General features: G+C 43.7%; 21 protein-coding genes. 6 read left to right on the plus strand and 15 right to left on the minus strand.

What is annotated here, in order from left to right:
* Positions 1–20: 20 nt before the first annotated feature.
* The 3 genes from QXH45_04935 to thsA form a co-directional block, all read right to left on the minus strand.
* Positions 21–1,145: a site-2 protease family protein gene (locus QXH45_04935; GenBank protein ID MEM2078594.1), complete on the minus strand. Its 1,125-nt coding sequence runs from the start codon at positions 1,143–1,145 to the stop codon at positions 21–23.
* On the minus strand, positions 1,087–1,410 hold the full coding sequence (locus tag QXH45_04940) for a DNA-directed RNA polymerase subunit K (GenBank protein ID MEM2078595.1): 324 nt from the start codon (positions 1,408–1,410) through the stop codon (positions 1,087–1,089). The genes QXH45_04935 and QXH45_04940 overlap by 59 nt, the downstream gene beginning before the upstream one ends.
* 100 nt (positions 1,411–1,510) lie before the next feature.
* On the minus strand, positions 1,511–3,163 hold the full coding sequence (gene thsA, locus QXH45_04945) for a thermosome subunit alpha (protein ID MEM2078596.1): 1,653 nt from the start codon (positions 3,161–3,163) through the stop codon (positions 1,511–1,513).
* Positions 3,164–3,316: 153 nt separating this feature from the next.
* Here thsA and QXH45_04950 point away from each other — a divergent pair, with 153 nt between their 5' ends.
* Complete coding sequence (locus tag QXH45_04950; protein MEM2078597.1) at positions 3,317–3,667, plus strand: thioredoxin; 351 nt, start codon at positions 3,317–3,319, stop codon at positions 3,665–3,667.
* A 20-nt stretch (positions 3,668–3,687) separates the two neighbouring features.
* Here the strand turns inward: QXH45_04950 and QXH45_04955 are convergent, their stop codons facing one another.
* From QXH45_04955 to QXH45_04995, 9 genes are all read right to left on the minus strand, one after another.
* The gene (locus QXH45_04955; protein ID MEM2078598.1) at positions 3,688–4,518 is read right to left on the minus strand and encodes a hypothetical protein; all 831 of its coding nucleotides are present in this window, start codon (positions 4,516–4,518) and stop codon (positions 3,688–3,690) included.
* Between the two features lie 12 nt (positions 4,519–4,530).
* Entirely contained in the window at positions 4,531–4,857 is a 327-nt protein-coding gene (locus tag QXH45_04960) for a hypothetical protein (protein ID MEM2078599.1), read from the minus strand.
* Between the two features lie 52 nt (positions 4,858–4,909).
* Positions 4,910–5,833, minus strand: a complete 924-nt coding sequence (locus tag QXH45_04965; protein MEM2078600.1) for a metallophosphoesterase family protein — start codon at positions 5,831–5,833, stop codon at positions 4,910–4,912.
* Between the two features lie 19 nt (positions 5,834–5,852).
* Positions 5,853–6,773 carry a helix-turn-helix domain-containing protein gene (locus QXH45_04970; GenBank protein ID MEM2078601.1) on the minus strand — a complete coding sequence of 307 codons (921 nt, stop codon included), beginning with the start codon at positions 6,771–6,773 and terminating at the stop codon, positions 5,853–5,855.
* Positions 6,774–6,779: 6 nt separating this feature from the next.
* Positions 6,780–7,139 (minus strand): hypothetical protein, encoded by a 360-nt coding sequence (locus QXH45_04975; protein ID MEM2078602.1) that lies wholly within the window; start codon positions 7,137–7,139, stop codon positions 6,780–6,782.
* 184 nt (positions 7,140–7,323) lie between these two features.
* Positions 7,324–9,246, minus strand: coding sequence for a Glu-tRNA(Gln) amidotransferase subunit GatE (gatE, locus tag QXH45_04980; protein ID MEM2078603.1), 1,923 nt, complete (start codon positions 9,244–9,246; stop codon positions 7,324–7,326).
* The gene (gene gatD, locus QXH45_04985) at positions 9,239–10,588 is read right to left on the minus strand and encodes a Glu-tRNA(Gln) amidotransferase subunit GatD (GenBank protein ID MEM2078604.1); all 1,350 of its coding nucleotides are present in this window, start codon (positions 10,586–10,588) and stop codon (positions 9,239–9,241) included. The genes gatE and gatD overlap by 8 nt, the downstream gene beginning before the upstream one ends.
* A 48-nt stretch (positions 10,589–10,636) precedes the next feature.
* Positions 10,637–12,400 carry a Na+/H+ antiporter NhaC family protein gene (locus QXH45_04990; GenBank protein MEM2078605.1) on the minus strand — a complete coding sequence of 588 codons (1,764 nt, stop codon included), beginning with the start codon at positions 12,398–12,400 and terminating at the stop codon, positions 10,637–10,639.
* A 55-nt stretch (positions 12,401–12,455) separates the two neighbouring features.
* On the minus strand, positions 12,456–12,605 hold the full coding sequence (locus QXH45_04995; GenBank protein ID MEM2078606.1) for a 30S ribosomal protein S30e: 150 nt from the start codon (positions 12,603–12,605) through the stop codon (positions 12,456–12,458).
* A 101-nt stretch (positions 12,606–12,706) separates the two neighbouring features.
* Here QXH45_04995 and QXH45_05000 point away from each other — a divergent pair, with 101 nt between their 5' ends.
* From QXH45_05000 to QXH45_05020, 5 genes are all read left to right on the plus strand, one after another.
* Positions 12,707–13,918 carry a C/D box methylation guide ribonucleoprotein complex aNOP56 subunit gene (locus QXH45_05000; protein MEM2078607.1) on the plus strand — a complete coding sequence of 404 codons (1,212 nt, stop codon included), beginning with the start codon at positions 12,707–12,709 and terminating at the stop codon, positions 13,916–13,918.
* Between the two features lie 5 nt (positions 13,919–13,923).
* Positions 13,924–14,631: a fibrillarin-like rRNA/tRNA 2'-O-methyltransferase gene (locus tag QXH45_05005; GenBank protein ID MEM2078608.1), complete on the plus strand. Its 708-nt coding sequence runs from the start codon at positions 13,924–13,926 to the stop codon at positions 14,629–14,631.
* A gap of 71 nt (positions 14,632–14,702) precedes the next feature.
* Positions 14,703–15,593: a helix-turn-helix domain-containing protein gene (locus tag QXH45_05010; protein MEM2078609.1), complete on the plus strand. Its 891-nt coding sequence runs from the start codon at positions 14,703–14,705 to the stop codon at positions 15,591–15,593.
* Between the two features lie 19 nt (positions 15,594–15,612).
* Entirely contained in the window at positions 15,613–16,146 is a 534-nt protein-coding gene (locus QXH45_05015; GenBank protein MEM2078610.1) for an NTPase, read from the plus strand.
* 2 nt (positions 16,147–16,148) lie between these two features.
* A complete protein-coding gene (locus QXH45_05020) occupies positions 16,149–17,315 on the plus strand; it encodes a tRNA (guanine(26)-N(2))-dimethyltransferase (protein MEM2078611.1) in 1,167 nt (388 codons plus the stop codon).
* On the opposite strand, the gene QXH45_05025 is transcribed toward QXH45_05020, so the two are convergent.
* The 3 genes from QXH45_05025 to QXH45_05035 form a co-directional block, all read right to left on the minus strand.
* On the minus strand, positions 17,301–17,735 hold the full coding sequence (locus QXH45_05025; protein MEM2078612.1) for an Lrp/AsnC family transcriptional regulator: 435 nt from the start codon (positions 17,733–17,735) through the stop codon (positions 17,301–17,303). The two genes, QXH45_05020 and QXH45_05025, sit on opposite strands and share 15 nt — an antisense overlap.
* A 41-nt stretch (positions 17,736–17,776) precedes the next feature.
* Complete coding sequence (locus tag QXH45_05030) at positions 17,777–19,090, minus strand: transglutaminase-like domain-containing protein (protein ID MEM2078613.1); 1,314 nt, start codon at positions 19,088–19,090, stop codon at positions 17,777–17,779.
* A 234-nt stretch (positions 19,091–19,324) separates the two neighbouring features.
* Positions 19,325–20,197, minus strand: a complete 873-nt coding sequence (locus QXH45_05035) for a transcription initiation factor IIB family protein (GenBank protein MEM2078614.1) — start codon at positions 20,195–20,197, stop codon at positions 19,325–19,327.

The following is a 20,197-nucleotide window of genomic DNA, read 5'->3' on the forward strand; positions in this document are numbered from 1 at the left end:
AACTCGTCGGTACTCACTCCTCACCCTATTGGTATGGGCGTTACAATAATTAGCATAGCGATATAAGGAATTAAGTAAAACCACGGCCTTTCATTGTCGTAATGGTCAGCGCTCCCTGGATGTTGTCCTTTAGCCACAAACCTTTTCAAGAGTAGTACCACAAGAGATAGCATTAAGTAGTAGAACCCGGCAGAATAGTTCGCTAGTATAAGAAAAACTCCAATTGACGCTAGTGAGACAATAACTATGTTTCCCAGTTTCTCATGAGCTCGCGGCGATAACAAGCTCCTCAATACATGTCCCCCGTCGAGTTGACCAATTGGAAGGAGATTGAGGAATGTGACAATGAATATTATGTAAGTGATAAATAGTAGTGGGTGAATCAACAATACTTCACTCTCCAAAGGTCTCAGCCTCAACAACAGCTCCAGTCCCAGCGTTGTTATAGGGATCGAACCAATCTCTCCTGCCTCCGCCAATTTTGTCGCATCCTCTAATGGAATAGATATTGAGTTGAAAACTCCCACGATCCCTATCAATGCTCCAGCCACCACTCCGAATAATGGTCCTGAAATTCCAAGTCTCGCGAGATCCCTTCTGGATGGCGGAATAGTTTTCATCATTATTAAAGCTCCAAAAGTTCCTATGAAACCCAGTTGTATTGGAGGAGCTGGAATGAATATTGGTCCTTCTATCAGAACCCCTTCTCTCTTACTAGATACCATATGTCCGAACTCGTGAAATCCCAGTGCGGCGAGGAATAGAAGAGTGTATAAGAGGGTTGTTAGATAAACGTCTAAGCCCGTTGATAAACCCAGTTTCGAAGCAATATCCAGGAAGCCGCTTGCTAACCCATACCCTGTCAAGCCAACAGTTATCACGGTCAACATGGTTAAAAATCGTTTAAACGGGATAGTTTTACTTGGAATGGGCAGGAACCGCAGAATTGGAGTATCGCTTTTCAACTGAGTGATCATGTAACGATAGTTTTCAACGAAAAACCTATACAATAACCGGAAACTATCCTTATCGAGTGGTCGGTCAATGTAGAAGTCGTATACTTTTCCATAAACACTCTGATACTCGCTAAGACCTACTACTGATACTCCACGTCTCGATAATTGTTGATAAATACTTTCTAACATCAGGCGTGAGGAGTCTGCTGACTGGTACGAGCTCGTATTTTCCATATTCAATCCTCCTACGAATAGACATAGGTAAGCTTGTTTTTAACAACTCGTATATGGCTACGGCAACGGGATCTTTAATATTCAACTCGCTAACCTCTATGAGAGGGGGAGCACCAAGCGACAGCTGGAGGGCCCTAGCTCCGATTACTCTAGCAAGCTCAAATCTCGTAAGCCGTGAGGCAAACACCTGTGAATATATCTTCTGAACATCTACGCTCATTACCCAAGACACCTTTCAAAAGCAGGGCAATATTCAAAAATGATGTATAGGATTTATAAATCCAAACATAGTGTTTGGGAAAAAGATTAGTTTATTCTACTTACTCGAAACTCCCGGGCGAGGGCATTTCTCCGCCTTCCTTCTTACCCTTCTCTTCCTTCTTTACTGGGCTGGCGGCAATTATGTCGTCTATCTTCATGATGGTTATGGCTGCTTCCGCGGCCGTCTTTATCATCGACTCCTTGACCAGCAATGGTTCAATAACGTTAACCTCAATCATGTTCTCCCTAACCTCTCCGGTGACCACATCTATTCCAGCATACTTCTTTCCTTCGCTGTGAAGTTGCCTGAGTTTCATCAGTGTCTCCAACGGGTCCTTGCCACTAGATTCTGCAAGAATCAGCGGGATCTCCTCGATAGCTGATGCAAAGGCTTCGATAGCCAGCTGCTCCTTACCACCCACCTTAGCAGCAAACTCTCTTAGCCTCATGGCAAGCTCGATTTCTACGGCACCGCCGCCTGGAACTATCTTAGGAACCCTCATAACGTTTCTCAGTACGTTTAACGCGTCCTTTAGACTTCTCTCAATCTCATCCATGACCATATCGTTCGCTCCTCTTATCAAGATAGTGACAGCCTTCGGGTTCTTGCACCCCTCTATGAACACCATCTTATCATTACCTATCCTTCTCTCCTCGACGAGCGCGGCATATCCGAGGTCTTCCGGCTTCAAATCTCTGACACTGCTCACTATTTTACCGCCAGAGGCTCTTTCAAGCTTCTCTAGATCGCTCCTTTTCACTCTTCTCACAGCCATGATGCCCTTCTTAGCGAGGAAGTGTTGAGCCACTTCGTCAATACCTTTCTGACATATGACGACGTTTGCCCCTGAAGCAGCAATCTTCTCAACCATTTCTTTTAATAGATTTGCTTCTTCATCAAGGAATGCTTTGATTAATTCAGGGCTAGAGATGTTTATTTTCGCTGTTATCTCTGGTTTCTCCACCTCTAGGGCTGCGTCTAGCAGGGCTATTTTAGCATTCTCAACTCTCCTGGGCATGCCGGGGTGGACTACTTCCTTATCGATTACAATGCCTTTTATCAGTTGAGTGTCGATAACGTTTCCTCCCTTCTTCTTCTCAATTTTCACATCATCCGTCTTAAAGTCGTAAGTTCCGTTTTCCTTTGACTCGGCCACTGTTAGAGCCGCTTCGATAGTCATGTCGGCAAGCTTGTTTGAAATCACATTTCCTCCAATATACTTGCTTGAGATCGTGGTCATGACAACTTTTTTCAAAGCTTCTCTATCGGTTGGCTCAACCTTGTATGCTATCTCACTTAAGAACCTGAGGGATTCTCTTAACGCCTTGGTGTATCCTTCAATTATTATGCTTGGATGAATGTTCTGATCGAGAAGCTCCTCAGCCTTCGTCAAGAAGGCTCCAGCTAAGACTACAGCGCTGGTTGTCCCATCTCCGACCTCGGCGTCCTGAGCCTTCGCAACCTCTACAAGGAGTTTAGCTGCAGGGTGTTGAACCTCCATTTCTTTGACAATGGTGGCTCCATCATTAGTAACTGTAACATCTCCAAAACTATCGACCAGCATTTTATCTAATCCGCGTGGACCAAGGCTGGTTCTTAAAACCTCGGCGAGTGCCCTAGCGGCTGCAATATTTCCTCTTAATGCCTCTCTACCTATCGTTCTTCTAGTTCCCTCTTTCAATACAAGTACAGGTATTCCATACATCGCCATTCATGCTCACCTAATCATTGACTAGAATCCATTATTAAATAGACAGAAGGGCTTCTATATAAACTTTTCGTATCCATGGGAATCGTGTGAGAAGTTAGTTTTAAAGATTGGTTAAAACAAAGAGGTAAACAAGCATGTGACCGCGTGAACGAAATGTACGAGCTAACCAGTAGAGAAGAGTTAGAAAGAGCCTTGATGTCTAATGATCTAGTTATAATAGAATACTACCTTCCAGACGATGATGAGAGCTTTATTCTTTCCGAAGTAATAAGGGAGCTCGAGAAAACAATAGATCCGAACATTCTCGTTTGCAGAGTGGATGCTACGAGGCAGGACATCTTGGGTGAAAAACTATCGCAAACCCCTATTGTTCGAGTTTACTATAAAGGGTCTATAGTGTTTGAGCAAAAAGGGGTTTTCAAAGACAAGGAGTTGAATCTTCAAGTTTTAAGACGGGGCATACGTTCAACGCTCAACTCTAAAGGAATACGTGCTCGAATATGATTTAACGCCAAAGGATTGATTTAGATCTTGACATCCCTTTCGTTTATACTCTCCACTATGAAGTGAATATCGGAGGGCTTTAAGTGAATCAAATAGTAAATCCTACCGGGGATTACGCTTTTCGAGCGGGGTGAGAAGACGCCGCTTGAGTTTGCTAAAACATACCCTATCTCCAGCACGCTCCTCAATTCAGCAACGCTCGCCGATTCAACATATAATTTAAATTTGTTGTTAAAATCTAGCTGAGACCTAACGTATTGCTCGTTCACAATCCTTCCGCACACGAGGCAGGAAAGATCGCTTCCTAAGCTATTAAACCCGCAATGTGGGCATTGAATAAAGTCTTTCGATACGCTCTTATTCCAAATGGTTTGAAGAATCATGATTAATTCCTCCCTCCCGTATTTACGGGATAGAGAATATAGTTTCGATATGTTAGGGATTATAGCTCTCCCGCCGCGATAAACCACGTATTCCAGGGTTTTTTCATCGAGATCATCTGAAGCCTCTATGATTCTATGAGCAATAAGCTCGTAGAATCCTTCTAGATTTCTCTTAATCCTTTTAATAATCGTCTCACCATCTGGTTTAGTCGAATAACCCATTGTAACTGCCTCTATTATCTCGCGGGATATTTGGGTCTTCAATTCCTCAGGAATGTTTAATTCGCTCAACCCAAGGAACTCTAAAACATCCTTGGAATACTTTGATATTAAATCATCGATTGAAAATGTTTTGGAAGTCTTCTTTTTAGCGACTACGGGTTTAGCATCGCCTCGTCGAGCCTCCTCTCCACTCTTCTCCCGTAGGATTTTTGATTCGGTTTTCCTAGGACGAGGAATTAGAAACACCCTGAAGAAGGGTTAGATGGAAACGCCCTCAGGTATTCGGGCGTGTCTGGCCAGGGCGCCTGATTTTTCGAGATAGTTTCCTATGATATAACTCAATATTAGTTTGGCTATTTGAGGTTTATCTCTGAGTCTTAGTAAGAATTCTCTGATATCGGAGACGTCTCCCCGGCCCTTAAATACTTCTTTCTTAACAGAGTTCACAATCGTTATTAATAATTCTTCATAGTCTTCTTCGGACTCTAGACTGTCGCCATAATACCTCTCCAATAATTCCTCGAGAATGTCGCCGATGACCTCATCCACCATTTCGACAATGGATTCTTCCTCGACTTTATCCAACAGTGCCACCCGATAACCCATTAAAAGAATACCAGTTTATAAACCGTATTTTTCAATACTCGACGCGAATTTTAGCGAGATCTAACTTGTAGTTATCCTCTTGTGGATTGTAAACGTATTCAACTACCCCAATAACGTCTAGTCCATACGGGATGGCCGCGTCGAAAACCGTTATAACTAATCCTTCGTGTGAAGTATTATATCCATAGGCTACCTCATGACTTCTCACAATATACTTACCTCTTATCAGATTTAGAGCGCGGGCGGTTACTTTTTTGCCATACAATCTTCCAGCCCCGCGTGGAGATTCCAGAAAATCCACGTTTAGATCTATAGGATCGTTCCACAGGACTTCCTCGATTATCTTAGGGTGAAATACCTTAGAGTCCAAAGAGAAGGCGTCGCGAAAACTATCTGTTTCCAAGACCTTAACGGGAGGTCCTCCATGGAGCATTAACAACTCTCCTTGAACGTAGGCGACCAGAGGGAGTTTTTCGAAAAGCTTCTGAAACAAGCTATACAACTCGCCACCCTTATCTCCATATTTGGCTGCCAAGATGGATGGAAAATCGTGAGGATGAGGTATGAGCCAAGCAGGCGGTTCATGATTCCCTCTCAGGAGGATAAATTTATCCTCGTATTTAGTTTTTAGGTAAAGGATGGCCGCAAGGGTCTCGACCTGGTAGTCCCCTCTATCAACATAATCTCCGAGAAAGACGAATACATGAGAATCTTCCTTCAAGAATTCATACTTTTTCTCTAAAATATTGAGTAGTGAGTGAATATCTCCATGTAAGTCTCCAATAATGTGTAAGTTAACACCTCTTTTGATTTCGACCACACCGGGCTCGTGAAAAACGAAGTTCCCAGAACTCTTCCAGAGGACGTCGATGGACTCTTCTATCAGTTCTGATAGTTCCCGGTAATCTGCGGATATAGCCAGTACTTCTTTAACAATCTCCTCTAACTTCTTCATCTTTATCTTCCACTTATGACTATTCGAGAAGAGTAATATAAGGATAAATCTCGTAGGTAGAACTTTCAATAGTTTCATGATGTACTCTCGGGTCGTTAAGTTTGAACGGATCGAACCATCCGTGTAGTACTGCAATGGCTGGTTGCTTACTCAACAAATTGATCTGGTCAACCCCGACTAAGAGGCCATTCTTAAACATCGTATTCACAAGCCTGCTCATGAGCGATATTGTAGGAGATACTATTCTGGCGAGGGAATAAACCCCTCCCGTCCTGTAGATGAGTCTGGGATACGTCAAATCTTTCACATGGTTGTAGTAGTGGAACAATATGTTCTTAAGCATATATTTCTTCGAGATATGGGCTAGTATATCTGTGACTCTAACATCTCCCTGAAGTGGAGGGTTGAATAGATTGTACATTTCAAATATGATTAATTCATCAATGCTGTCTTTAGGAGGAACAAGCTGAGACTCATCGATCAACTTAAAATCAATTCTCCGCTCCGTGTAATTTTCCAGGGGGATGATGACGTCTTCAACAGTACCGGAAAAAACTATGTTGCAAATCTGCGTATTTATTTCTAAGACTTCCTCGGGGATGGGGGCTCGCTCTAAAATATACATTATTAACAAGGGTTTTCTACTAAATGAATAATAGATAGAAAGGATTCGACGTTTATTATCAATGCAAGCTGATACCTCTGCCTTTTGTGTCATTTCAATCATCAAGAATGTGGGTCGCCGCGATCCCAAGGGCTTCATTAGAATGTTGTAGTATTTGAATAAGACTTCATTCTCAAACCCTTTCGAAATAAGGTGTGAAATATGCGATGGCTTCAAGCCGAGCTTTTTTGAAACCTCCTTGAGGCTTGCCCCTTCATTGTACAGCTCTATTATCCTCAAAAGGTCATGAAGTTGGGAGTATGAGAGCTTAGACATGAGGATTCATCCAATACAGGATGCTAATAGTACATTGACATACTCTTGTTTTAATTCAGATATTGAAAGCTTTATGTGGGCCTTGTAATAATCACCTTCTTTTTCCACTAAAAAGCCCCGACTCTCCAACTCATCTACTCTATCCGACTTTAGAGTGGCCGTGGAGTAGGTTAGCTTAAGGGAGTCCTCACCAATTTTTACAAGCAAAACCTCATCGTCTCCGAATATTCTGAAGAGTACGAACTCGTGTAGTCCTCCTGTAAGGTCTCGTTCACTTATACGTTTTTCAACGACTTTCTTTCCTGCAACCCTATTTTTCAGAAAATCTCTAATCCACTCAACAACCTCTGATTCAGTGGCTACCATTTTCTTCACCACCTAAGGTTCAGACGCGGCCAAGGTTCAACATCCTTGAATCAGCACGCTCGTTTAAAGCTCATTGCTTATGCTCACACCGGGGATATTCATCATGAAGATAAAAAACTATGAGCATACGTGCTCGGACAAATGCCTTGTAATCACCTCTCATCGTCGGGAGTATTCCTCATCGCTACTCAATGTTAAGTCTTTCTCTAAGCATCCTTTTAACATTTTCAGCGACGACGGCACCGTCGATTCTTCCTTTCACTAGTTTCATTGTCTCGCTCATTACTATTGCAAAAGCTTTCTCCCTCTTTGCAAGCAACTTTTCTCTATTATTCATGATAATCTCGTCAATTATTCTCTCCAAATCTTGAATAGTCAGTTTAGTAAACCCTAGTTCCTTTATTATTTCTTCAATACTTTTCCCGGGTTGCAGAGCCGCTTGTTTGAGGATTGCTGGAACACCTTCTTTCGAAACCTCTCCTTTCGATATTAGATCAACTACTTTTTCAATAATCTCATCCGTGATGTTTTCAATAGGGATGTTTTCTTTTCTCAAGGAGGGGATCACGTTGACAAGTATCGAAGCTATTACGGAGGGTTGTACTTCTTTCTTGTACTTTTCCACGAGAGATTCATACAAGTCGAGTCTTAGATCTCTTATCAGAATAGATGCCAGCTCCTCGCTTAATCCGTGATGCTCAACAAACCTCTTCAATTTGATATCCGGCGATTCAGGAACGAGTTTTTTGGCTTCCTCGAGGATTTCTTGAGTAATATACACAGTGGGAATGTCGGTTTCAGGGTACATCCTAGCTGCCCCCGGACGTGGCCTGGTGTACTTAGATGTGCCATCAGGGTTTGCTCCTCTAGTCTCCTCAGGGACTCCGAGTATTGCTTGCCTAGCTCTCTCTATTACCGCTCTTAGAGCGTTTACACTCTTCTCGGTTTGGTCTGCTACTATTACGATAGCGTCTTCTTCAGGGTTGGCTTTCATCTTCTCATATAGTTTTCTAACCTCGTCGCTTGTTATCCCATAATTGGGTAGTTCATCGGTATGGAATATTCCTCCAACACCGCCCCACGCTTTAGCGTAGTCGGAGAGTTCCGTGCCAAATCTCCTCCCGGGTTGAATCTCTTTACCCAGTAATCCTTTGAATTTTGGCAAAACGGTGGCGTAAACCCCTGCATTTCTCATCGACAAAGCCTTCCTTATGATTTTTGATGATGTCTCCTTGAAAACTTCGGTTACATCAACGATTTCATCCTTCAAATCACCTGAGTTTACCCCCCTCTTTTCGAGCTCTTCTTTGATCTCGAGAAGCCTTAGTTGCCTGAGAGCTTCTAACTCTACTACCCGCGAGATCATATACAAATGCTGAATCCCCTTTATCTCCACTTTTGCCCCATTGCGGATGCTAACGTTGAGGTCCTGTCTTATTGTTCCTAGACCCCTCTTGGCGCGGCCAGTCAACCTCACCAATTGGCCAAGCTTTAAAGCAATCTTTACAGCTTCCTCGGGATGTGTGATGTCTGGTGCTGTGGCAATCTCCACCAAGGGAATTCCCAGCCTATCTAGTCTATAAACTACCTTGTTCTCCTCCTCAACTATTTTTCTCGCTGCATCTTCCTCTAAGCAAAGAGTTTGGATCCCTATTCTCTTACCTTCATCGAGAATGTATCCGTTTAAGGCTATCAACGCTGTTCTCTGGAATCCACTGACATTGCTCCCGTCGACGACAATTTTTCTCATAACATGAACCTCGTCCACAATACGCATGTTTAACGCCATGGCTATAGCTAATGCCAGTTTAAGCGATTCTTCATCTAAATTGTGCGGGGGTTCTTCATCAGCTTCCACCAAGCATGAGGACTCCGAAGGAGCCTCGTACACATACATCCTCTCCTTCTTCCACTCCAAGAGGGCAGCAGGGTCTACTTCGCCTGTTTCGCTTTTAGCGGGCCTGAGCGTTCTCTCAATCCGCAGGCTCGGCGCTTCTTCGAGGAGTTTAGTGGGGCATTGACAAAATAGTTTTCTCAAGGTATCTAGTTGAACGTGAATCTCGAGTCCAATTCTTAAGCCTATTGCCTCATAATCTAAATTACTCATGATACCACCTCGGGAAAAGGTCCATGGTGTGTCTTTGATTAATCTCCCCTGCGATATTCTGCATCATGAGCTTTCTCACTTCATCCATATTCGTGGTTACTGAACCAAGAATCCATGATAGCTTAACATATGCCGTCTCCGGTAGCATGTCAGAGCCCGGTATAACACCTACCTGCAAAAGCCGCCTGCCAGTACTATACACGTTTAAATTAACTCTTCCAAACAAGCATTGACTGGTCATAACCACGGGTATCTCGCTCTCGACAGCCCTTCTAATAGAGTCCACTAAGGAATTAGAGATGTGCCCTAATCCGCTACCCTCAATAACTATTCCATGATAACCACGGTCGACTAGAAACTCGATTATTTCTTCCTGAAAACCAGGGTAAGCTTTCACAAGGGCTACTTTATCGTCAAACTTGTTCTTCAAAATCGGGGTCTTGTTTGAATCTCTTGGTTCGAAAACTCTTCCAACTACCCTGACCTCCTTCCTGGCAGGGTAGACAATTGCTATCGGCTTATCATTCACTGATTGAAAAGCGTCTCGCCTACTTGTATGCATTTTCCTGGTTTTCACACCTCTGTGAACAAGGGAATAAGTATCCGAGGATTCTCCATGCATGACGATCACGGATTCTGCAAACGGAGCCTTCGAAGCAGTTATCACCGCAGAATACAAGTTGAAGAACGCGTCGCTACTAGGCCTGTCACTACTTCTCTGAGAGCCGACGAATACTATTGGAACTGGCTTGTTTTGAATAGCAAAAGCAATGGCTGATGCCGAATATGCCATCATATCTGTACCATGAGCCACTATGACGCCCTCTGCGCCTTCTAACATTTCATGGTATACTTCTCGAGAAATAGTTTCCCAGTCGGAGGGAGTTATGTCTTCGCTAAACTTCTTCATAGTCTCTCTCACGTTGAGGAAAGAAACGTCGAGTAATTCCGGCGCCCACTCTATTAATTCATTGGCGTCTAATAATGGAGTCACCGCGCCTGTAGTATAGTCCACCTTCGAAGCAATCGTTCCACCAGTTGCCAGGAGGGAGACAAACGGCTTTTCTATTCGCGAAGAATGTGCCCCGACTGATTGCCTTCCCTTTCGCTTTGATATTACGGTTACATTACTCAAATCTTCTATTCTTATACCTACATTATACCCATTAGACAATTTCAACACAATTATGGGTCTATTAGAGTAAAGCATCTGCCTAGGCATTAAGACTCCGGTGAAAAATTCTCCGTTAGGATTTTCTATTCTAATCAAGTCGCCCGGCTCTGCGCCTGCTTCTCTTAGTTTTTGAGCAACCATTCCAGTGTATCCGTGATAAATATCCATGGAAACTCACAAGGGAGATTATGGAAAGTAAAGGTTTAAAAAGAAAAATTATCCACTGTAATCGGGCAGTACTTCTGGAAGCCCTGTTTTTCTCGAATAATACCTGTTCAGTAATCTGTGTCCAACTATTAATGATATGACTCCTACCGATAGTAATATGACTGGGTTGAAGATCCCTGCAGCGAACAGTAGGTAAAGCACGAGGGATACTGCAGCCGCGAATGTTCCATAAGGCATTTGAGTCGTAACGTGGTCAATGTGATCGCTACCGCTAAACATCGAGGACATTATTGTAGTGTCGCTTATGGGCGAGACATGATCACCGTATATGCCTCCGCCGAAGACAGCTCCTACTGACGCGGCTGAGAGTAAGTATGCCATGCTTACATCATTGAACTGTATTAAAGCTATTTTCCAAGCAAGCGGGATCGCTATAGGCATCATTAATGCAAACGTCCCCCAGCTTGTTCCAGTCGTGTACGAAATAAACATCGAGACTAGGAAGATTATCAAGGGGACTAGAGTAGCGGGGACATTAGCGCTTATAGCATGCGCAACCACGTAGTCGGCAGTTCCAATGCTTTGCGTAGCCGTCTTAATAGTCCACGCCAGTACGAGGATCGCATTAGCGTAGACCATAAGGTACATTCCTCTAATGGTGTACTCCATGGCTCTTCTAAACGATATAACTCTAGAGAGCAGTGCCCCAACAAATGATATCGTGAAGCCTGTGAAGCTTCCCCATAACAAGGCCGTTGCGGCATCAGCATTCATTAGTGCATCCACGAAACCGATAGTCCACCATTGGGCTTCAAGCCCTTCTTCTTCAATGATCACTAATGCTCCCGTATACCACATGCCTAACAGGGTTATTCCGATCAACCCTATTATCGAAGCTATAAACAGCAAGTATGATGCTTTTTTCTCGGCTGTCACTTGTCCAAGTACTGTTTCAGTCGGCATTAAGGGTTGAGCCCCATCCCTTAACACTTTCCCTTCGGTCACAGCCCTATACTCGGCCTTCAACATTGGACCGAAATGTCTCCTCGAAGCTGCAACGAGGAATACTAAAACAAGAGCTAGAATCGAGTAAAAGTGGAATGGCACTGAGCTCAACCAGAGCGCGTAAGCAGATACATCTGGAGCCGCCGATACCAGACCATCCTCGAACTGACTACGCAACACATCGAACGCTCCATTGATTTGGGCAACCTCGTATCCGATCCACGTAGACACAAGCATTAATCCGGCGACGGGAGCCGCTGTGGAGTCAACTATGTAGCTTAAGAGTTCCCTGCTCACTCTATGCTTATCTGTAAGCGGCCTCATCGAGTTCCCTACCACGATGGTGTTAGAGTAGTCATCAAAGAAGACAAATAATCCTAGAAGCGACGTCATGATGGATGCGCTCCTCGCCGATCTAATCCGGCGTCCAATTACCTCTGCGAGCGAGTGCATAGAGCCTGACACGTATAAAATAGCTACCATCGCTCCTATTATGAAGTCGAAAAGCAGTATTGTAGCGTTCCAAGAATCAGTGACGCTGGAGACAATCCATTTCCAAGTCTCCATTATCGCCATGAGGGGGTTGTATCCATGAACCATTAAAGCCGCTATCCAAATGCCCGCAAATAATGCTGGTAGTACTTGCTGAGTATAGATAGCCAAGAAGATGGCTACCAGCGGCGGCAGTAGCGGGAACGTCGGGTATGGGAACCTCGCTCCCTCAGGCATGTATTCGGCTTCAGGAGGGGCAAATGCAACGAAGCCGATCATTAATACAACTATCAATAGTATTAACTTTGCCTTCATATTATAACCCACCACGAGAACATGTATATTTTGGAAAACTAGCGGTATAAAAGCATTATTGTTGTTTAGGAGGGTTTAAAATCCTTCTAACATACTCTACTCTATTTCTAACTCTCGGAGGCTTGTTTTTCTTCTGCTTTGGAGGTATCTTAGGGGTTGCGTTCCTGACTTTCCCTGCTTTTGTAAGCGAACCGTGTGTTGGCATATTAACACACCTTATTTTCTTTCTATCGAGTTTTCTACGGTTTTAAGGGATATTTAAATATTCTTTAAATAATATAAAACAATGATACCTCGGTGAAAGTAATGGCAAAAGCCTATCTTGCTGAAACATTTATTGGAGTACTAGCTTTCAATGATGATAAAAAGCCGATAATAAGCATCCCAGCCCCAAGCTCCATTGATGACCACGTTGAATATCTTTTAAGAATTGAAAACGGTGAGGATACCCCTCAGTTAATCGAGGCCCTTAGCAAGCTAAAAGAAGCGGGTTTCTCAGAAGTAGAGGTAGAGCATCTGACGACGGCAAGACATGTTTCAAACCATGGCTTGACACCAATCATCTCCTCAAAGAGGGAGTTATTCCTAGAAGTGCGCGGGAGGCTCCCTAACATCGCATTAGAATTGGGTTTATTCAAAACAGTCGAAGAGTACTACCTAAAATACCACGAGATAATGATGGAATATACTAGAAGAAAGCTCCGAAGGGAAGCTCAGAAAAGAGATCTCCTAGCTGTCCAGGCGATTAGAGCTATAGATGACATAGATAAAACCATCAACCTCTACATTGCAAGGCTCAGGGAGTGGTACAGCATTCACTTCCCAGAGCTCGACGAGCTGGTAAAGGAGCATCCGGAGTATGCGAAGCTGGTTCTGGAGCTGGGTGATAGAAGTAATTTCACGAAAGAAAACCTAAGGAGGCTCGGCTATTCCGAGGAGAAGGCCACGAAGTTAAGCGAGGCAGCCAGGATGAGCATTGGAGCCGATTTGAGTGATTTCGATTTAAACTACATCAGAATTCTTGCAAACATAGTACTCGAGTTGTATAAGTTGAGGGACACTTTAGATGGATATATCGAAGTAGTAATGAAGGAGGTGGCCCCCAATATTACATCCATTGTTGGCGCAAAACTAGGAGCAAGGTTAATGAGCATTGCTGGAGGGTTAGAAAGGCTCGCCAAGCTCCCGGCCAGCACTATCCAGGTATTAGGAGCTGAGAAAGCATTGTTCAGAGCTTTGAGAACAGGCGGTAAGCCTCCTAAACACGGTGTTCTGTTCCAGTATCCTGCAATTCACAAGAGCCCAAAGTGGCAGAGAGGTAAGATCGCGAGGACGGTTGCAGCTAAGCTAGCAATAGCTGCAAAGATAGACTTTTTCAGTGGTAGATTTATCGGTGATAGGTTAGTGAAAGAGATTGATGAGAGGATAGAAGAGATTAAAAAGCTATACGCTAAACCACCTGTTAAGAAGGAGGAAGAAAAGCCTAAACCCAAACCTAAGAAGAAGTGGAGGAGGTGAGCAACTTGAGTGAAGTAGTTAGTATTAAACCTCATGGAAAATACTATGGAGTCTTCATTGTGGAAATGGATGATGGAAGCGTGAGACTCGCCACTAGAAACTTAGTACCGGGTCACAGGGTTTATGGTGAGAAACTCTTCAGGTATGAAAACGTAGAATACCGGGAGTGGAACATGTATAGGAGCAAACTGGCCGGCGCCTTAGGAAATGGTATTTCTGAGATGCCGATTAGAGAAGGGCATAAAATCCTTTACCTTGGAGTGGCCTCCGGAACCACTGCAAGCCACGTATCCGATATAATAGGAGCTGATGGAAAGGTATTCGGGGTAGAATTTGCTCCAAGGGTCATGAGAGAATTCGTGATCGTTGCAGATGTTAGGAAGAACTTAATACCAATACTCGCTGACGCTAGGAAACCGTTTCAATACCGCCACGTAGTCGAACTCGTCGACGGCTTATATGCCGATGTAGCCCAGCCGGATCAGGCATCCATAGTGGCTGACAATGCCGATTACTTCCTAAAGGATGGGGGATACTTGTTGATGGCTATCAAAGCCAGGAGTATCGACGTGACAAAGGAGCCCAGCGAAGTTTACAGGAAAGAGATCAACACCCTGAAGGAGCGCGGCTTCGAGATTGTTGATGTGGTCCACTTAGAACCTTATGACAGAGACCATGCGATGGTTCTAGCGACATACTCTAGGAGAAAGTAGAAATGTTTTAATGGGTTTTTAACAATTATTTTTAATCAAATATGTAAAAATCAGTTGTATAAGGGTTTGCCTTGAAAGGCTCTAAGGAGTTCGACGAACTAATTGATGAAGTTTTGAGTACGTTGAAGAGAGGAGGTTACATCGTTCATATAGTATCGTATCCCGAGGACAGGCGAAGCATCGACATAGTAGCTAGAAGGGATAAGGAAGTATTGTTAATAAAAGTAGCACTGGATGCTGATAAAATCACAAATCTGGAGATCGAAGATCTGCGCAAATCCGCGGTCGCATACTCTGCCTCAAGCATCATAATTTCTAGGTCTTACAAGGGGAGAAATATAGAGGATGACGTTGTGTATGTTAAAGGCAACGTCAACGTGATCTCGCCCGAGCTATTTAAGAACTATATTGTGAAGAACGAGAAACCGTTGATATACAATATCAAGGGTGTGTATGTTCTACGCTTGGATCCTCATAAATTCTGTGAGAGAAGAATGGAGATGAATCTCTCAAGGGGGGAGCTGGCTGAAGCTTTGGGATTAACGCGTAAAGCTCTTTATCTATATGAGAAGGGCTCCTCGATGGTTTCATTGAACACGGCTTTACAGTTGGCGGAATATTTTGGAGAAGACATATTTAAAGAGATCGATCCCCTCAAAGACAGGGTCAGCGAAGAAGATGCAACAGTCATCAAGAGCGATCGAGAACGCTTGGATCGAGAGCTTACAAATATTCTCTCAAGGTATAACTATGTAGGTATTCTATTCAAGAGGACGCCAGTCGATATTGCGTTGAAAGGTGATAGAACATTCAGCATCGTAAAACAAGATGAAACAATGGAGTCTCATCGAAAATTAGATGAAGCAGAAGAAATGGCCAACCTAACGGAATCCCTCTTAATAGTGTTGAAGGAGAAGGATGGGTTGAAGGAACTTGAAAAATTAATTAAGAAAATTGCATGATACTCAGTGCGGAGTAAAAATGAATATCGTGATAACCGGACGACCTGGGGTTGGAAAGTCTACTCTTTTCATGCATGTTATTAACAAGTTGAGAGAGAAAGGGTTCATGGTATATGGCTTTCGCACTCCAGAAGTCAGGGATGGAGGCGTCAGACTGGGGTTTAAGATAGTAGACTTGTCCACTGGTGAAGAGTCCTGGTTAGCCAAAAAAGGCGTTAACTCGCCGGTCAAAGTGGGGTCTTATGGAGTGTTGGTCGAGGAAGCCTCAGCATTAATCGAGAAATCTTTGAAAACAGCAATAGAAGCTAACGGTATTATAGGTATTGATGAAGTTGGACCCATGGAGCTGAAAATACCAGTATTTAAGCCATTGCTTCTCAAAATATTAGCGAAAAATACAGTGAAAATCCTGGTAGTCCACGAGAGAATGAGCGATTCAGAAATCCTATCGAAACTTAACAACGGGAAGTGGTTTAATGTAACAGTTTCAAACAGAGAGATCTTACGGGATAAAGTCTTTGAAGAGGCGTATGCTTCACTAAAGAGGGTTTAAGTATGATATTTCAGGAAAGCGAGGAAGTAATTAGCGAAGGACTTGCCAGAGTAATTGTTCCACGTTTGAAATACTACATCAGGTCGGATGGAAGGTTTGAACCAGCATGGATGCCCGTTTTCTACAATCCAGAAGCCGTTCTCGGGAGAGACGTCACGGTTTTATATCTCTCCACAAGATTTAAGAACGGTTCAACATTCATAGACGCTTTGGCAGGGACTGGAGTACGGGGTATTAGGATATCGTTAGAGGCAAACGGCGAAGGCATAGTCAACGATGTAGATCCTAGGGCTTACTACTATATTAAAAGGAACATCGCCATTAACAATCTTCAACAAAGAGTTCAAGCCTTCAATCAGGAGGCAAATGCCCTTTTAAATATGCTCACCTTCACCGGGATTCCGTTCGACTACGTAGATGTTGATCCATACGGCTCACCCGTTCCCTACCTTGATTCAGCGTTTAAACCACTCGCCAAGAAGGCATCGCTAGGGATCTCAGCCACAGATACCGCGCCCTTAACATGTAGCAATAGGGCCAAAATGCTTAGAAGGTACTGGCACAAGTGCGTTGACGTGGACTTCAACAAGGAGTTGGGTATACGCGTCTTGATATCCAACGTGGCTCTTAGAGGAGCCGCTCACGATGTTGCCGTAAAGCCTGTGGTATCATTCCAATACCGGCACTATTACAGAGTTATATTTGAAACGGAGCGGGGCGCTTCGCCCTCTCTCGCTACTCTCAACAAATGCATAGGCTATATATGGTATTCCCCCAAGACGCTTGAAAGAGGATTCATTGATAATGAAGTGGGAACGATGGAACTCGAGAAAGAAGGAGTCGTCTTAGTTGGACCCTTGTGGAAGTGCAACATTTTTTCAACCGAGGTGATCAACGATATGATCATTAATTCCACAAAATATCCATGGCTTCAGAGGCAAACGATCAAGCTACTGAAAACGCTAAACGATGAATCAAGAGTTGAAAACCCGTACGTCAGGCTCGACAAAATATATTCCAGAGTCAAAAAGAACATGCCTCCAATCGAGAGGATTATTGAGGCCTTACAAGACCATGGATTTAGAGTATCCAGAACGCATTTCGACCCGAGAGGCATTAGAATAGATGGGGACTTCCTAGAAGCGGTCAAAATACTAGAGAGCCTTTAGCTGAGGCCCCAACTCTCTAACAAGTTTTCTAATATAATCTGATAGCCATGTGCATGTTGTAGGATCATAGTATCCTCCCTGGTAGCACCTGTATATGAACGGGCAACTTACGCACACAACATCCAATACTTCTTCGAGACCGCTCTCACTTTTGGCTGATTTACGAGCCACCAGTACCTGATTTATCTTCTCAATATCCGGTTCAATAAGGAAGGTCTTTCGCCCATTTACCACAGCCTCCTTTCTCCTGATGATTCCAATAGACTCCAGTTTCTGTAAACTTCTCGAAGCAGCTCTACTGTCTAGTTTAAGTTCCTTCCAAATCTCGCTCTGATATAGAGGTTTGTCAGAGTTTCTCAATATGTGACGTAGTATCCTCAAATCCTCATCACTTAACTCGTAATCTAGTTGAGAGGTCATTTCTGACTCACTGAGCCTACTTTTAATTAATATTATGGAAATTAAACCGTAATATATTTAAACAATCCACCCCTCGTGTAATAGCCCCCTGTCTTTCTCCTTAAAAAGTATGCCACAGTTAGAACAGCAACTCCTGTGATGGAGAGTAAAAATAAGATCGTGCTAGTAGATATAATTTCACTTCCGGCTCGCCTCGACTCCTGCTCGCTCAAAAATCTCTCCTCCGAACTGGTTATCGTGGATGTGTTTGCGTCGGAGCCGTTCTCGGTAACCGGTGGACTAGGGGGGAGGGGTTCCCCCGAGAACGTCCGGTTGATAAAATCCTCTATAAATTCCTGGTTTAACTCTAATCCAAACGAATCGATGAACTCGTCACGCGAAAAGATTGCAATCAGCTGAGACCCATTAATATTTCTATGTAGATCAAGCATTTGCTCAACCGCTGATTCGTTTACCGCTGTTTCTCTTGATTCGCTCTCAAAAAGGAACGGATAGCGCCAAAGGGAGCCTGCCAACCAATCGACGCTAACCCATTCAATCCCTGGAATATATACCAGGGTGAAAGCGTGTGGACCATTAAATCTGAAAATGTAGGTTACGTTTTCAACAGGCATTACATACCTCGAAAATCTTTCATCACTGATATATACATATCCATATCCTATTGTTGCCGGGATCCCGTAGTAGTTTAAAATTTCGACGAGAATCCTTGACATGTCATCGCAATCTCCCCGGCGGGATTGAACAACCTGTTCAATGCTCCGTGGTTCCGCACTAGCATCATACTCTATGAACTCCATGTAAATAAACCACGCTGCCGCCGCCGCAAGGCCTACCGCGCTAGCATTTGCAACGGGGATCCCATAAGTTCGTTGGAACCATGCCTCGAACTGGGGAACAACTATGTTAACAACAGCGGAGTTCTGCGGTCTTACATACTTGTTAACGACTTCACTGGGGAAATCGCTCCAAGACGTAGGCTGGTAGGATACGTTGGATAAAGCTTTAATAATCAGGGTTTCCATCCAGCCCGGCCGAGGATAGCAAATCCGTATTTTGTTGACTAAATACGCGTAGGCCCCCTCGCCTTTTGCAACATTAAACTCGAATCCACTGACTGTAGAGTTGAACACGACATTCTTAGTGTAAAGTGTCTCCACGGTTTGATTAATAGTTGAGCCCAGGGTAAAGTTTGACGGCGACTCTAGATACAATGTCTCGGTATTATTTGAAAAACTAATCCATATAGCGTTGAGGAAAAAGAATTCCTCGCAGTCAACCGGAACTTGAACATCCGCGGTTAAAATTATAGGTTGAAAAATCGCGTATGAAATGATCAAGAATAGTAACAACAATAGTGCGGACCTCTGAAACGATCCCGATGTTTTTCCATGGCGTATCATGAGTTAACCACGATTAATCGCTTATGTTTTAAATTCAAATAAGCCTTTCCATCCAGTATTTTAACAGTCTTCACCCCTCTGTGACTATTATTGCCATAGCAAGTATTGCTGAAGAACGGCTAGCTCTGCTCTCTCATAATCTGGGATTTCAAGCTCTGAAATAATGTTAGGATGGACCTTTAAAAGCTACATTATAATGTCTATATACGTGTTCTTGACTATTGCGTCATAGGCATTTCTCACAGCAACATCCGTTAAACCCACTGAGCTTCCTACCTCCAACTGATTCCTCTTATTATTAGAGATGACGCTGGCTAAATAGACCGAGGCGGCAGCAAGGCTTGCAGGGCTCTTTCCGCTTAAATATGTTTCCTCGGTGGCGGATAGTAGCTTGTTGGCCAGGACCTCAACTTCGGCCGGAAGAGCAAGTTTTTTAACAATAACTGTAACATAAGTCCTCGGATCATACTTCTGAGGCTCTATTTTGAAGTCTTTAACGCTTTCCCTTATCTTCCTAATACCTTCCCATAAATCATCCATTGTAATACCAACTTCCTGTGCGAAAGCTCTCGCTACTTTGGGCTGATTGTGGATCTTGTATGCCAGGTATAAGGCCGCCGCCGCGATCCGTCTTAACGTTTTTTCTTTATAGTTCATACCTTTCACTGTTTGACTAGTTAAGTCTGCCGCAGTCTCCTGCACGCTTGAAGGTGGTTTTAGGATCTTGATCAATTCATTAAGCTCGGTTAATCCTTTCTTTACTATTCTACTGGACTTGTCAACTCTTATATCATAGTGCTTAGCTGCCCACGTCCTTCCCGACTTAACATGCGTTATGATATTCCCAGAGATCTCGGTGCCACCAACACCGTGATCGTGAACACGGTTCGTGAATGCTCCGCTGTATCTTGGCGTGGAATCGGTTCTTCCTGTCGACTCGAAACCACTGTAAACCGGCTTTTCATCCAGGACTACCCCACAACTAGTGCAGATAAACGCGTTTAAGTTTTCATCGAATACTATATGAGTTGATCCACAAGACTTGCACGCTATCTTCAC

Origin of the sequence: Thermosphaera sp., assembly GCA_038827615.1 — an archaeon.
GTDB lineage: Archaea > Thermoproteota > Thermoprotei_A > Sulfolobales > Desulfurococcaceae > Thermosphaera.

Coding starts and splice junctions, on each gene's coding strand:
- QXH45_04935 (MEM2078594.1), bottom strand. CDS start 1,145: ATGTTAGAAAGTATTTATCAACAATTATCGAGACGTGGAGTATCAGTA.
- QXH45_04940 (MEM2078595.1), bottom strand. CDS start 1,410: ATGAGCGTAGATGTTCAGAAGATATATTCACAGGTGTTTGCCTCACGG.
- thsA (MEM2078596.1), bottom strand. CDS start 3,163: ATGGCGATGTATGGAATACCTGTACTTGTATTGAAAGAGGGAACTAGA.
- QXH45_04950 (MEM2078597.1), top strand. CDS start 3,317: ATGTACGAGCTAACCAGTAGAGAAGAGTTAGAAAGAGCCTTGATGTCT.
- QXH45_04965 (MEM2078600.1), bottom strand. CDS start 5,833: ATGAAGAAGTTAGAGGAGATTGTTAAAGAAGTACTGGCTATATCCGCA.
- QXH45_04970 (MEM2078601.1), bottom strand. CDS start 6,773: ATGTCTAAGCTCTCATACTCCCAACTTCATGACCTTTTGAGGATAATA.
- QXH45_04975 (MEM2078602.1), bottom strand. CDS start 7,139: ATGGTAGCCACTGAATCAGAGGTTGTTGAGTGGATTAGAGATTTTCTG.
- gatE (MEM2078603.1), bottom strand. CDS start 9,246: ATGAGTAATTTAGATTATGAGGCAATAGGCTTAAGAATTGGACTCGAG.
- gatD (MEM2078604.1), bottom strand. CDS start 10,588: ATGGATATTTATCACGGATACACTGGAATGGTTGCTCAAAAACTAAGA.
- QXH45_04990 (MEM2078605.1), bottom strand. CDS start 12,400: ATGAAGGCAAAGTTAATACTATTGATAGTTGTATTAATGATCGGCTTC.
- QXH45_04995 (MEM2078606.1), bottom strand. CDS start 12,605: ATGCCAACACACGGTTCGCTTACAAAAGCAGGGAAAGTCAGGAACGCA.
- QXH45_05000 (MEM2078607.1), top strand. CDS start 12,707: ATGGCAAAAGCCTATCTTGCTGAAACATTTATTGGAGTACTAGCTTTC.
- QXH45_05015 (MEM2078610.1), top strand. CDS start 15,613: ATGAATATCGTGATAACCGGACGACCTGGGGTTGGAAAGTCTACTCTT.
- QXH45_05020 (MEM2078611.1), top strand. CDS start 16,149: ATGATATTTCAGGAAAGCGAGGAAGTAATTAGCGAAGGACTTGCCAGA.
- QXH45_05025 (MEM2078612.1), bottom strand. CDS start 17,735: ATGACCTCTCAACTAGATTACGAGTTAAGTGATGAGGATTTGAGGATA.